Below are 14,606 nucleotides of genomic sequence, written 5' to 3' on the forward strand. Positions count from 1 at the left end.
TGGGCTGAAACAATTTGTCACCTTCATGCTAAATGCGTTAGGCTTGTCGGCCTTTCTATTTGCGGAGGGGTATGATGAGTTGGTTTGCTTTTCGGCCTCGTTTATACGAGGCATTGCGTGGTTATGATCGTCAGGCCTTCCGCAACGATCTCTTTGCTGGTACCACAGTCGGCATCGTTGCTCTGCCGCTGGCGATGGCATTTGCGATTGCCTCCGGTGTCTCGCCTCAATCCGGCATTTTTACCGCCATCATTGCCGGTTTCCTCATCTCCGCCCTCGGTGGAACCCGCGTCTGTATCGGTGGGCCGACGGGGGCTTATATTGTGATTCTGTACGCGATTGTGTCGCGCTATGGTTTACAAAATCTCTTGATCTGCACCTTTATGGCGGGGGTAATGTTGGTGGCAATGGGCTTGCTGCGAATGGGGCAGATTATTAAATTCTTTCCCATGCCATTGATTACCGGCTTCACCAACGGCATCGCCATCCTGATTTTACTGACGCAATTAAAAGATTTTCTCGGGCTAACCGTGACGATGCCGTCCGGCTTTTTCGCCACCCTGCAAACGCTTGAACAACATATTGCCGATTTTGATTTACCCACTCTATTGCTATCGAGTGCGTGCCTCGCCTTGATTTTGTTATGGCCAAAACGGTGGGGGAAGTTTTTGCCGGCGCCGTTTGTGGTGCTGGTGATGGCCAGTGTGTTGGTGCTGGTGTTGGATGTGCCGGTGGCAACCATTGGCAGCCGCTTTGGTGGCATTCCTCAAGGTCTGCCCCAGTTTCAAATGTTGACCTTGGACTTGGCCAATTTATCCGACCTATTATTGCCCTCGTTTACCATTGCGCTATTGGGTGCGATTGAATCGTTGCTGTGCGCAGTGGTGGCGGATGCACAAACCCACGATCACCACGACTCCAATCAAGAACTATTAGCACAGGGCATTGCCAATATGGTGGTGCCGTTTTTTGGCGGCATTCCGGCGACAGGCGCGATTGCGCGCACCGCTGCCAACATCCAAAACGGCGGCAAAACACCGATAGCCGGCATTGTTCACGCTGCTTTGTTATTGGTTGTGGTGTTAGTGGCGGCGCCTTTGGCTAAATACATACCACTGGCGGCTTTAGCGGCTATTTTAATTGCGGTCGGTTTGAAAATGGGCGATTGGGATATTCGCAAAGCAGCGCAATTCCCCAAACAAGACACCATTGTTTTAGTGATGACCTTTGTGTTAACGGTGGTGTTTGATCTTACTGTAGCGGTACAAATCGGCATGTTATTGGCTGCGGTATTCTTTATTCAGCGCATGGCAACCAGCACTTCAGTGCAACAGCTGTCACCAGAATATGGCTATGTATTTGAACGCCATTCTATTGCCGGTAAAGACATTCCCACCGGCTGTATCGCGTTTCGGGTCGAAGGGGCGTTGTTTTTTGGGGCGGTGGATCGCTTAGACGATCTGTTAGAACGCAGTGGCGAGGCTCAGGTTGTGATTTTGCAATTGCATCGTTTGGTGCTATTGGATACCACGGGTTTGCTGGCGTTGTCTGCACTACATCAACATTTTACCGAGGCAGGAAAAACGCTGGTGTTATGTGGCGCAGGTGGAGAAACGGCAGAAATGTTGATCCATTCGCGCATTGCCTTACAGATGGGCGAACGTAATTTACAACCCGATTTGGCTGCTGCACTCGAGCGCGCTCGTGAGTTATTGCATGTACGACCCCATTTTTAATTCTATGGGATAAAATAACTGCTGATATTCCAAGTTTGCTTTTCATTGCGCGTAAAAAACTTTTATTCTGACGTTTGTTATCAGTTTTAATATTTACTCACCTAATTTTTGTGAGAAAATGCACCCCACCTCGCCACAAGTGGGGTGTTTTTTTTGTGTTTGCCAACTGATAACCTGCTATGAAAACCACGACCTTGTTCTCTCTTTCTCTGCCGCGTTGGCACCGACTGTTACAGCGTGGTCTATGTTGCGTTGGCTTGTTGGCATTCCCTATGTGGGCTGGGGCGAATGTGGAACAAGCCCCGCCCCCTTTGCCGCCGCTGCTGGAAACACCCGCCACCACCGCTACTTTGCCGGCTGCGTGGCAAAATCAAGTGCTGCCATTTCAAAAAATGGGCGCCTACCAACCTATCCGCTTACGCGGGGTTGATGTGGCGCGGGAAATTCCCTTTGGCGTGCGCTTAGATCAATCGGTGAAAGAAGCAAAACTCAAGCTGCAATTTAGCTACTCACCAGCGCTGATTTTTCCACTTTCACACCTGAAAGTGCAGCTCAACAAAGAAACGCTGGCCACGATTTCGTTAAAGCCTGAACAAGCAGGGGCGTTGGTAACACATGAAATCCCACTTGATCCTCGCTTTTTTGTCGATTTCAACCAATTGCGTTTGCAATGGATTGCCCACTATAGCAATGGTTGTGAAGATCCGTTGCACTCCAGCTTATGGGCCGAAGTCAGTCCACAAAGTGAATTACAGCTCAAATTAGCCCCCGTTAAACTGCCAAACGATTTAGCATTATTGCCCGCGCCCTTTTTCGACCGCCGTGATCAAAGCCGTTTAAATTTAGTGATGGTCTTACCACAGGGTCAAGGCCTCACCGAGCCGGCGCGGTTACAAGCGATGGCGGCGGTGGCGTCGTGGTTTGGTTCTCTTGCCAGCTATCGCGAAACACGAGTCACAGTGCAAGCCGATTTACCTGCCGATCAACATGCGGTGGTGTGGTTGCAAGATGCAACCACGATTGGCGAAGTGAAGTTGCCGCCACTGCAAGGCCCAGAATTACGCATCATCGACCATCCACAGGCCAATGGCCGCAAGCTACTGCTGTTGCGTGGCCGTAATGTGGTGGAGATGGAGCAGGCAGCTTTGGGGTTGGTGATGGGGCAAGCGGCATTGAGTGGTGAGGCCGTTGGGGTGAAAAAAGTCGAATTAACCCCGCCTCGTCAACCCTATGACGCTCCTAACTGGTTGCCGACACATCGCCCTGTGCGTTTGGGTGAGTTGATTGACAACCCAAGTCAGCTACAAACCCGAGGGTTTGACACCGGCTACTTAAATGTCAACCTGCGCTTGCCGCCTGATCTATTGGCATGGAATAGCAGTGGGGTGCCGTTAGAGCTGAAATATCGCTATACCCCACCACGGCAGATGAATGATTCCTTGCTCAACGTGCAAATTAACGATCAGTTGATTCGCTCGTATCGTCTGAAACCCGATGAAAAAACCGGTGAAGCAAACCGCATTAACTTGCCAATTTTTGGCGGTGAAACCACCCGTAGCGAGGCGCTGTTGGTGCCTGCCTTCCGCGTGGGCAGCGACAACCAACTCCAGTTCCAATTCCATTTGGTATCAGAACGACAAGGTTTGTGTGCCAGCGCACCTAGCGATGGTGTTACCGCTGCTATCGACCCCGATTCCACCATTGATTTCAGTGGTTTGCCACATTTTATGGCTTTGCCAGATATCGCTGCTTTTGCCAACAGTGGTTTTCCCTTTACCCGTTTAGCTGATTTAGCAGAAACAGCGGTGATTTTGCCAGACCGTCCTAGCTATACTGATTTGTCCGTGTTTGCCTCGATGATGGCGCAAATGGGAAAATGGACGGGATTTCCTGCTTTGCGGGTGGCAGTTCGCACGGCGGCTCAACGTGATAGCGTCAAAGAACGCGATTGGTTGGTGATTGGTGCAGCAGGGGCACAACCTTGGTTGGAACAATACGGACAATCATTGCCGTTGTGGCTGAAACAAGGTCAGCGTGAGGTGGGGGATGTCAACCGTGAAACACCATTTTGGCATCAATGGCTGGCCGATCCAGCCGACATTGTGCCGGATAAAAATGCCCGCTTGCTATTACAAGGTCAGGGTGGACTGGCTGCTTTATTTGGCTTTGAGTCGCCCTTGCAATCAGCGCGCAGTGTGTTAGTGGTCACCGCCAATGATGAAGCGCAATTGCCGTGGGTGGCCGATGCCCTAGAAGACCGTGCCCGTGTTGGCTTGATGCGGGGTGATTTGGTGTTATTGCGTGAAAAACAAGTCGCCAGTTTCCGCCTCAATGAACCGTACTATGTTGGCGACCTGTCATGGTGGATGCAGATTTGGTTTGTGCTTTCGCGCTATCCGCTGTTGATGGCTGTCGCAGGGGGATTTTCAGGTTTGTTAATCGCCATTGGCATGTTTATGGCGCTGAAACGCATTGCTCGTCAGCGTTTGGGAGAATAAGTACGATGCAAAAACGTTTTTGGCAGATGATGGCGGTGTTGAGTCTATGTGTGCCGGCTTCCGCCAGCGCCAACACCTGTGCAGTATGGCCGCAATGGCAACAGTTTAAGCGTGATTTTGTCAGTGCCGACGGTCGAGTGATTGATGTGGGTTCGCCGCAAGAACATACCGTCTCGGAAGGGCAGGCTTATGCCATGTTTTTTGCGATGGTGGCCAATGACAAACCACAATTTGAACGCCTGTTGCGTTGGACGGAAGACAATCTTGCCCAAGGTGATTTAAGCAAACATTTGCCCGCTTGGATTTGGGGAAAAAACGACCAAGGAAAGTGGGGGGTGATTGATAGCAATCCGGCCTCGGATGCCGATATTTGGATTGCGTATGCGCTACTTGAAGCCGGTGATCTGTGGCAAGAACGCCGCTACACTGCATTGGGTCAATTATTGTTGCGTAATATTTTGCGCCAAGAAACGGCCACTTTGCCCGGACTTGGGCTCACCTTGCTGCCTGCTCCCAAGGGTTTTCATCCGAAGCCGGAGGTGTGGCGGCTGAATCCAAGCTATGTGCCGCCGCAAGTTTTTCGTCGTTTTGTCGATCGTTTTCCCACCCAAACCCAATGGACAGGATTATTAAAAAGCTCGCTGCGCTTGCTGCATGAATCTGCACCAAAGGGGTTTGCTGGCGAGTGGGTGCAATGGCATGCCAAAAATGGTTTTTTAATTGACGATGAAAGCAAAGCCGAGGGCAGCTATAACGCCATCCGTGTCTATTTATGGCTAGGGTTGATGCACCGCGACGATCCCTCGCTGGCGACTTTGATCGCCACGTATCGACCGATGCGTGACTATGTGGCACAACACGGTGCGCCGCCCGAGCGTATTCATATTCAAAACCTCACCACCAACGGCAATCTAGGCAATGCCAGCTTCTCGGCTTCGGTGGTGCCGTTTCTGTTTGCTGCGAAAGCGCCAGAATTGGCACAACAACAGTGGCAACGTTCGCAAAAATTAGAGACAGAACAGCGTTCTGGTTATTACGGTCAGGTGCTGACCTTGTTTGCACAAGGCTGGTATCAGGGGTATTACCGCTTTGCTGTCAATGGTCGTTTGCTACCAGCGTGGCGTGGCCATCCTAAAGGGAATGCAACATGTTTCGCCCTGTCCGAATGACACGGCGCGCGCCTCTGCTTGCCGGAGGCATGGGGCTCTTATTTGGTGGCGTGGCCTATGGTCAAACTGCAGAATGGGAACCACCGGAACAACATGCCGCTGAACAGCCGGATGAAATTGTCCAATTGCTGGCCAATGCCCGTATGTGGGCACAGAAAAATCGCGGTGATTTAGAACGACAGTTATTAAATAAGGCCTTGTTGTTAGATCCGGTCGATCCCGAGGTCAGAGAAGCTTTAGCTGAGCTTGAGCTGCGCTCGAACGAACCAGAAAAAGCTGAAGCCCATTTGCTGTTTCTGCAACGTGAGCACCCAAAACATCCGGCCACAGCGCGGTTACAAGACAGCTACCGTCTTGCGACCCGTGATAAAAAAGCAATGGCCATGGTGCGCTTGCTGGCGCGGACGGGCAAAACGCAAGAAGCTTGGATTCGTTTACAAGCCTTATTTCCACATGGTGTCCCTAAGGGCGAGCTTGGCCTAGAGTATTACCGCATCCTTGCCAGTACCGGCACGGGGATGCAGCGGGCGCGGCGTGGGTTGGAACGGTGGGCGCGGACCGAACCAAAGAATATGTCTGTCCGGCTGACGTTGGCTGATGTGTATATCGACAGTCCAGATCATCGCCTCAAAGGGGTGCAACTGGCACAGGCACTGGCAAAACGCCCTGACGTCGATCATGAACGCGCGTTACAGGTCTGGCGGCGTGGCTTAGTCTTACTCGGCGACGAACCTGAGGGCCAAGCGGTTTTACAGGCTTTTCTCAAAGACAATCCCGATGATGCGTCGCTGAAAGATCAATTACAACGGGTACAACAACGGGCCGAGGAACAACGCAAGCTCGAAGCTGATCCCGCGTGGCAAGCCCAACAGCGGGGTTTGGCTGCGCTGGACAAAGACAAACTGGATATTGCCGAGCGCGAGTTTGAACGAGCCTTAAAAACGCGCCAACATGACCCTGATTTGTTACAGGGGCTTGGTCTGTTGCGGATGCGGCAAGGCCGCCATGCTGAGGCAAAATCGTGGTTTGTCCGAGGAGCAAAACAACAGCCCGATCAAACCGACAAATGGCAAGGGTTGATTGAAACCGCTGGTTTTTGGGGTGCGTTAAAAGAGGCAGAACGGGCGCGTAATGCGGGTGATTGGGCGAGCGCGGCGCAACATGCGAGTAAAGCCTTGGCCATGCGGCCGCACGATGTCGATGCGCTCACTGAAAAAGCCAGCATTCACCTCGGGATGAAAGAATATGCCGAGGCAGAGCGACTGTTTCGCTTGGCGCTCTCTGCGCCTGTTGCTGCGGATAATGCCGAAGGGAATAAGGGCAAACCGACGCTGAATCAAACCGCCTTGCGTGGTGTGTTGACGGTGTTTCTGGCACAGCAGCGTTTGGCCGAGGCCAATGGACTGTTAGAAAACTTGCGGCAGCAATTTACGGCTTCCCGACAAGACATTGATATGATCGAGGCCGATTTTCTGTCACAAGAAGCAGAAAAACATCTGGCACAGGGCGAAACCAGTCCCGCTATCCAATTATTAGAGCAAGCAGTCAAACTCAATCCCCAAGCCGCATGGACACGCTTTTCGTTGGCGCGGCTCTACGAGCGTCTACAGATGCCAGAGCTGGGGCGCGATGTCCTCGAAGAAGGGGTGCGCCTTGCTGACAGTGCCGAACTGCGCTATGCGCAAGCTTTATTCTTAAACGGTCAGGGCGACATCGAACAAGCGCGTGCGGCATTGACCGTGTTTCCAAAGGCGCAACAAACCGCAGCGGCGCGTGAATTGGCGCAGGCATTGGATATGCGCTATCACCATGAGCAAGCCAATTTATTAGCGCAAGCAGGTGAGGACGTATCTGCCAAACAACACCGACAACAGGCCGAAACGCTGGCCCAACATCATCCTGATTGGCTTGCTGAATTGGCTGATCGTCGGGTGGGGGCAGGTGAGATTGAGCAGGGTTTAACCTTGTTGCTTAACACCATTGTGCAAACACCGGCCAGTCCAGCGCGTGACGAATTAGAGATTCGTTATGCGCGATTGTTGGCGCAGGTCGAGCGCGATCAACAACTCAAACCGTGGCTGGCAAAATTGGCCGAACGGCCGTTGACCAGCGAACAAAAAAAGACCCTGCAACAGTTACAGGTTGATTTAAGTTTACGCGAAGCACGTCAGGCCCGTGAAAAAGGGGATTTTCGCCAAGCACATGCTAGCCTCGACACAGTGCAAGCCGATCCTGCATTAGCAACTGACACGCAAGATGAGTTAAAGCTGGCGCGTGCCGAACTGTGGTTGGCAGAAGGCTGTTATCCGCAAGCACAACAAATGATTGAACAAGTGTTGCAGCAACAGCCAAAACACACCGATGCGCAGTTATTACAAGCGCGGTTGTGGCAAGAGCGCGGCAAAGCGGAACAAGCGCAACAGGTATTGGCCAATCTGTTACCCGAACTTTCTCCTACCGATTTACAAAATCGGCTGTCAGTTGCGCGTCGTCTATTGGCCTTGTCGGATACCCAACAGGCCGAATCGCTGCTTCAAGAACTGCAGCAGACTTTCCCAACTGAACCGGAAGTGGTGATTCAACAAGGCCGTGCTCAACAGCAACAAGGCGCTTATCAAACCGCGCTGGCACATTATCAACAAGCAAGAGCGTATGAGCTGGCGCAAGGTGTGAATAATCCAGTTGGGCTGACTGCTGCAGAAAATGCCCTTGCCGATTTAGAAAAACGCCGCCAACCACTGGTAGCGACAGCGTTTCAAGTTAACCGTAAGGCCGGTGATGCGGGGGCCTCGGATTTCTCACTGCAAGAAACGCCGATCTATATGCAGTTCCCACTTGGCTATGATGGCCATGTTTTTGCCCACGCCGATCAGGTGGTGCTGGATGGGGGGCAATTAGACCGTGCTGATAATCGCAAAACCCGCGACTTTGCCACCATCGCTGCTTTTGGTGCCGATCGTTTGGCGGGTCCATTACGCCAAGTGTATCGCGGGACAGTGTTTGCGCTTGGCTATCAAAATGACCATTGGCGTGTGGATATTGGCAAGTTGCCGAGTGATTTCCCCGTGGCATCTTGGTTAGGCGGGGTGCGTTACCAAAATCAACAGGGGCCTTGGTCGTGGCAAGCTGAGGCATTCCGCCGTCCGGTGACCAGCAGTGTTTTATCTTTTGCGGGTAAAACCGATCCGATTACCGGTGAAACGTGGGGCGGTGTGGTGCGGCAGGGTGTGGCCGGTGGGGTGGGGTGGCGCAGTGGTGATATTCGGCTATTTACGGATGTTACAGCAGCAAAGTTAACCGGAAAAAATATCCCAGATAATCGGGAATTGAATATCCGTTCTGGGATCAATTGGGACGTCATTGACCATCCCTTTTATACCTTATCCACTGGCGCGACTTTAACCTATTGGCAATTCCAGAAAAACTTGCGTCATTATCAATTCGGCCACGGTGGGTATTACAGCCCACAACGCTATGTTTCTTTAGCCTTGCCTGTTGAATGGCAAGCGAGGGGAGATAATTGGTCATATCGCATTGGTGGCAGTCTCTCCTATTCCAATAATAATGAAAAAGAAGCGCCCTTTTTTCCAAATCACGCCACATTACAACAATTGGCCGCGCAACGTGCCAGTGTTGAAAACTTTTCTCCTCCTCGCCATAGTGGGGGCAAAGGTGGGGGTTTTGGTTATTCAGTACGCGGTGCTATCGAATATCGTGTCAATGAGGCTTTAACCATTGGTGCAACAGCAGAAATAGATCGTTCAAAAGATTATGAGCCTAATCGGGCTGGTATTTATCTACGTTATCATTTCTCACCACAAAAAGATAAGATGAGCTATCCAAGTTTAGGTTCGGCACGTCCTTATTCACAATATTGATGATGAGGTGAATCACATTATGAATAAAATGATCCAGCAATTAGTTCGGCCAATTCAATCATGGTTGAAAAAAGAGAAAAAAACCTATCAGCTTGGTATCGCTGGGTTGCCTAATCATTTGAATGCGCTATTACCTCATCGCTTATACATGGTTTTTGCGATGAAAGGGCTGGCACGCGACAGTATTTTCTTTGAAGCAATTCAACGTAACTTAAAAACGGGCACAGTTGTCGCTATATCTGATGCTAAACCAGAGCAGGTATTAAAAAGTTTGGTATTACATAATGTGATGCTGGATGATGAAGTCACGCAAAAACATTTAAATATCTTTTCTTTGCCGACAGATTTTGTTGAGTTAGTGAAAAAATTCGGCATCAAAGCGATTTTGAACGAATTAGAAAGCTATCACCTACCACCACAATCCCTCTGTTTGCTGGAAGGGGCCGAAAAGCTATTTCAATTACAAGACCGTGAATTGCTACGTGAGCAGTTAAAAACATTATCTCGCTGGTTTCGCGAACGTGGCCATTGTGGTGTGTTGTTGTGTGAACCGTTGCCAGATGAAACACAACAATTACCGGTGTTGGCAGAAACTTGGCGGGGCGAGTTAGCGGGTATGGCCGAATTGGTCGAGGAAAATCAACGCCAATTTCTATGGAAAGTTGAATTTTGGCGCACGGAAGACGGTGTCGCGCTTGGCCATGATTACCCACTGCTGTTAAATGAATCAGGCTATTTAGCGTTAGATGCTTTCCGTCCTTATTTTAAGTATGAAGAAAATGAAAAAGTTGCCCATGATAGTGAATGGGTGATCGCTACACAAATTGCTGTGCAAGATGAGTCGTGGTTGCCACCTCATTGGACAACGGTTGCAAACTATGAAGCTATTTTAGAAAAATGCCAAACTTTGCATACTGCCACGGTGATTTTGCATGCCAATCGTGATCAGATTCAAGAACTCGCTAAAACCATTTATTTACTGCGTAAACAATGTGGTAAAGCATTAAAAATTCTGGTGCGTGAAGGAAAACACGCTCTGCGTTATCACTATGAATTATTATTATTGCGAGTAGGGGCAAATTTAGTTGTCAGCCAAAATCCTTCTTTCTCTCGCCTTGCTTCTGCGATTGAATCATTACGCGGCCAACTGTTTCAGCGTAGTTTGCCAGCCGATTTAGAAGGCGTTCTGACCGCTGCTATGAATAGTGATATTTCGGGTTATGTGGCTGTGTCACAGTTTATTGAACATGCGCGAGTCAGTATTGCAAAAAGTCGAGAACTGGGTTTGTCTCAGGCATTGATTCAATTGCCTTTATTGCCACACATTCCAATTTTAGATGCGTTGCAAGTCTGTGTACTCTCTCGTTCTGGTGATATTGTTACTGCCCATCGTAATCAGATTTACTTATTCTTATTTGCCTGCCGTCCCTCTGATATTGCCGGTGTGCTGAGCCGTGTTTTTAAACAGCCAGTGGACAGTCTATTTAGTGGTGAGATTCGAGGGATTGATGATTTGACGATGTTAGAAATGGTGGCAGATCTAGAGCAACAATTAAGATCAGATCCCGCTGTAGATTATACTGAGCTTTTGCAAAAACAACGCGAGAACAAAGCCGTTGCGAATCAAACGACACCGGCCCCGGCTGAAAATCCCACGCCAACCTCACCAACACGACAATTTGCTATGTTACAGCATATTTTTGAGCCAGCTTCTTCCTCTGCTGTCAATAAAGAGCTGCCAAAAATGATGACTAAAGCACGTCCTATTGATCTTACTCTGCGCTCAGAAAATCGGAAAAAACAGGCCGATGTGAAAATCGAACAAGGTGGCCAATAGTGTTAAAGAGTCTCTTTTTTAATGCTTTAATCGCCACCTTCTTTTTAACAGCCTTGCTGATTATGGTTTTTTTTGCACTGAAAAAGTTGTCGTGGTTGCGAGGGCATTTATACCGTTTACAGCGCAAACGTAATGGGCGTGTGCTGTCTCCTTTATACCGTATGGGTTACTTGATGTCTGATAAGAAAAATAAAAAATCTCACCGGAAAGGGACACCATGAAAGTCATTGCAGTGATTTCACCCTGTGGCGGAACAGGCCGAACAACCATGACGGCCTCGCTGGCGACTATTTTACAACGGCAAAATTGGACAACAGGCATTATTGAACTAGACCCCGCTAATCGTTTGGGGTTGTTTCTTGGTTTAAATGAATTATTAGAACAAGGCTTTGCCGCACATTTAGCCAAGCGGGAAAAGTGGTGCACCCATGCTTATCAAAGTGCTGACCAAGTGATTTTTTTGCCATTTGGTGCAGTGGATGCGATGACCAAACAAATTTTTGATCATGCCTTATATAAATATCCGCAATGGTTAAAAATAGCCTTGCACGATATTGTGGTGCCGCCAGAAAGTGTATTCTTAATTGATACTCCACCGTGGCCATCGCTATATGTTGAACAAGCGTGTGAAGCAGCTGATTTAATTTTAGTCGTGTGGAATCCTGAGCCTCTGCATTATCTGACACTGTCTGCTGTCAGTAATTTTCTAGCAAAAATAAAAAAGCCTGCGCTGTTTTTAGTCAATAAACTAGATGTTCGTCGGCCCTTACATAACGATTTGGTTTTAATGAGCCAGAACCACTTAGCAAATCTGCTATTACCCTATCGCTTACACTTAGATGAGGCGGTGCCAGAAGCTTTTGCAAATAATAAATTGGTGATTGATCACGCGCCTTCCTCACAAGTCTCACATGATTTACATGGTATTAGTGCCTATATCATGCAAACCTTAGATAAATTAGATTCATGAATCGTTTTATTTGTCTGATAAAACAACATCTCCAGATGCAATCTGAGACGAAGTGGTACGTCATGATATGGCGGATTTTTTTTCGAGCACCTAAAGAAAATGCACCTGACACATTATGGTTGTATGTGTGTTTCCTGCCTTTTTTCTTTCGATTTCAGCTGGGTTTAGAGGAAAAAGATCGGGTTGACGCTAAGTTTTTCCTAGCTTTATTTTGGCGATTTCCGTCTCCAGAACAAAATATTCAACCTCCAGCTTTCGTTAAGGGGTGGTTTAACATGGAACTATTGGCTGTTGTCGAAAAAATATTGTGGCCATTGATTTTCATCCGCCGCTGTTATGATTGGTTAATTGCAAGGCTGCCTAAATTTAATTATGAAAAAATTGGACGTTCGCTATCATCGGTTGAACAATTTTTTGAGCGTTATCCACAGGTATTTTTACTAACAACTTTGGTGACATTGCCGATTGTTCTACCCCTTATTGTCACAACACCATTCAGCTTATTTGAACAAACCTTATTTTTTACTGCAACATGGTGGATTGCGTTACGTATTCGTCGAATTCCGGGCCGATTGCCCATTTTGGTGTTAATCGGTTTGTCTATTTTAGTCGCTGCTCGTTATATTTGGTGGCGCACAACACATACATTAGATTTAGAAACGCCGATTGAGAAATTTCTTGGTTTATTGTTATACGCGGCAGAGTGTTATACTTGGTTGATTTTATTGTTTGGTTTTGTACAAACAGCTTGGCCATTATATCGAAAACCTGTCCCACTCCCCAAAGAAACCGATTTATGGCCTAGTGTTGATATTTACATCCCAACGTATAATGAACCGTTATCAGTGGTTCGACCAACGGTATATGCCGCCTGTGGGATTGACTGGCCAAACGAAAAATTAAAAATTTATATCTTAGATGATGGAAGACGTGAAGAGTTTAAATTATTTGCTGAACAGGCTGGGGTGGAGTATATCATCCGCCCTGATAACTTCCATGCCAAAGCAGGTAATATTAACCACGCACTCAAAAAAACACAGGGTGAATATATCACCATTTTTGACTGTGACCATATTCCTACTCGTTCCTTTTTACAAACTACCATGGGTTGGTTTTTAAAAGATAAGAAGTGTGCCATGTTACAAACACCGCACCATTTCTTTTCTCCAGATCCCTTTGAACGTAATTTCAGCACATTTCGACAAGTGCCAAATGAGGGCAGTTTATTTTATGGCTTGGTACAAGATGGAAATGATTTATGGAATGCGACTTTTTTCTGTGGTTCATGCGCCGTTATTAAACGACAACCTTTATTAGAGGTGGGTGGTATTGCGGTTGAAACAGTAACGGAAGATGCCCATACCGCATTAAAAATGCACCGCCGAGGGTATACCACTGCCTATTTGAAATTAGTACAGGCCGCTGGTTTGGCAACAGAAAGTTTATCCGGGCATATTGGCCAACGTATCCGTTGGGCGCGTGGTATGGCGCAAATTTTTCGAACTGATAATCCTTTTCTTGGCAAAGGTTTGTCTTTCATGCAGCGTCTTTGTTATAGCAATGCAATGCTGCACTTTTTCTATGGCATTCCACGCTTAATCTTTCTCACTATGCCGCTTTCGTACTTGTATTTTGAACTGCATGTGATTAACGCAGCGGCTTTAAGTTTGGCAGCTTATGTTTTGCCACATATTATGCACGCCAATTTGGCTAACTCAACCATGCAAGGAAAATACCGCCATTCTTTTTGGGCGGAAGTATATGAGTCTGTTTTGGCGTGGTATATCGTATTACCAACTACAATTGCCTTCATCAATCCGAAATTAGGCAAGTTTAATGTGACTGCTAAAGGGGGGCTGATTGAAAAGAGCTATTTTGATTGGAATATCTCTAAGCCTTACCTGATTCTGTTGTTTTTGAATCTGGTTGGTTTTGCGATTGGTGTAGGTCGTTTGCTGTTTTGGAATCAGCACGAACTATCGACTGTTTTATTAAACATGGTTTGGACTGGTTTTAACTTAATTATGTTGGGGGCTGCTGTCGGAGTGGCGACAGAAGCACGACAAATTCGTTTATCGCATCGTGTTCCGATGCGAATTCCAGCGGTGCTATATCTGCCGCAAGGTTATACCATGGCCTGTTATACCGATAACTATTCTAGCGGTGGGGTAGGGTTGGTGTTGCCAGAGGAAACGCCCTATCTGAGAATGAAAGATCGCATTCATATTGGTTTAAATCGCGGTGATCGGGAATTCTGTTTCCCCGGTGAAATTGTCATGCTAAAAGGCAAGCAAATTGGGGTTCGGTTTGAAGGGTTATCAACAGAACAAGAAAAAAACTTGGTTCAATGCACATTTGGTCGTGCCGATGCTTGGTTAGCATGGGATGAAGGTCAACCGGTTGATAAACCACTGGCTGCTTTGTTTGAAGTCTTTAGAATGGGATGGCGCGGTTATGGTCGTTTGTTCCGTCATGTTAAAGAAATCAGCAGTGCTTGGTTTAAAAAATAATTTTTGTT

At 48.0% G+C, this 14,606-nt stretch carries 7 protein-coding genes; all 7 read left to right on the plus strand.

From position 1 onward, the window contains the following. The first annotated feature begins 71 nt into the window (after window positions 1-71). The 7 genes from ACYVJG_RS02895 (at window position 72) to bcsA (ending at window position 14,598) form a co-directional block, all read left to right on the plus strand. On the plus strand, window positions 72-1,736 hold the full coding sequence (locus ACYVJG_RS02895; protein ID WP_460429691.1) for a SulP family inorganic anion transporter: 1,665 nt from the start codon (window positions 72-74) through the stop codon (window positions 1,734-1,736). Window positions 1,737-1,915: 179 nt separating this feature from the next. Further along, window positions 1,916-4,234, plus strand: a complete 2,319-nt coding sequence (bcsB, locus tag ACYVJG_RS02900; protein ID WP_460429692.1) for a cellulose biosynthesis cyclic di-GMP-binding regulatory protein BcsB — start codon at window positions 1,916-1,918, stop codon at window positions 4,232-4,234. A 5-nt stretch (window positions 4,235-4,239) separates the two neighbouring features. Beyond that, window positions 4,240-5,403, plus strand: a complete 1,164-nt coding sequence (bcsZ, locus tag ACYVJG_RS02905; protein WP_460429693.1) for a cellulose synthase complex periplasmic endoglucanase BcsZ — start codon at window positions 4,240-4,242, stop codon at window positions 5,401-5,403. Further along, a complete protein-coding gene (locus tag ACYVJG_RS02910; protein ID WP_460429694.1) occupies window positions 5,382-9,281 on the plus strand; it encodes a cellulose synthase subunit BcsC-related outer membrane protein in 3,900 nt (1,299 codons plus the stop codon). The genes bcsZ and ACYVJG_RS02910 overlap by 22 nt, the downstream gene beginning before the upstream one ends. A 19-nt stretch (window positions 9,282-9,300) precedes the next feature. Continuing rightward, complete coding sequence (gene bcsE / locus ACYVJG_RS02915; protein ID WP_460429695.1) at window positions 9,301-11,118, plus strand: cellulose biosynthesis protein BcsE; 1,818 nt, start codon at window positions 9,301-9,303, stop codon at window positions 11,116-11,118. Window positions 11,119-11,335: 217 nt separating this feature from the next. Then, a complete protein-coding gene (bcsQ, locus tag ACYVJG_RS02920; protein WP_460429696.1) occupies window positions 11,336-12,088 on the plus strand; it encodes a cellulose biosynthesis protein BcsQ in 753 nt (250 codons plus the stop codon). A 275-nt stretch (window positions 12,089-12,363) separates the two neighbouring features. Next, on the plus strand, window positions 12,364-14,598 hold the full coding sequence (bcsA, locus tag ACYVJG_RS02925) for a UDP-forming cellulose synthase catalytic subunit (protein WP_460429697.1): 2,235 nt from the start codon (window positions 12,364-12,366) through the stop codon (window positions 14,596-14,598). Window positions 14,599-14,606 lie beyond the last annotated feature (8 nt).

The organism is Aquaspirillum soli (assembly GCF_054781915.1).

Bases quoted from the DNA above. Each gene is read 5' to 3' on its own strand.
- ACYVJG_RS02895 (WP_460429691.1), top strand. From the start codon at position 72: ATGATGAGTTGGTTTGCTTTTCGGCCTCGTTTATACGAGGCATTGCGT.
- bcsB (WP_460429692.1), top strand. From the start codon at position 1,916: ATGAAAACCACGACCTTGTTCTCTCTTTCTCTGCCGCGTTGGCACCGA.
- bcsZ (WP_460429693.1), top strand. From the start codon at position 4,240: ATGCAAAAACGTTTTTGGCAGATGATGGCGGTGTTGAGTCTATGTGTG.
- ACYVJG_RS02910 (WP_460429694.1), top strand. From the start codon at position 5,382: ATGTTTCGCCCTGTCCGAATGACACGGCGCGCGCCTCTGCTTGCCGGA.
- bcsE (WP_460429695.1), top strand. From the start codon at position 9,301: ATGAATAAAATGATCCAGCAATTAGTTCGGCCAATTCAATCATGGTTG.
- bcsQ (WP_460429696.1), top strand. From the start codon at position 11,336: ATGAAAGTCATTGCAGTGATTTCACCCTGTGGCGGAACAGGCCGAACA.
- bcsA (WP_460429697.1), top strand. From the start codon at position 12,364: ATGGAACTATTGGCTGTTGTCGAAAAAATATTGTGGCCATTGATTTTC.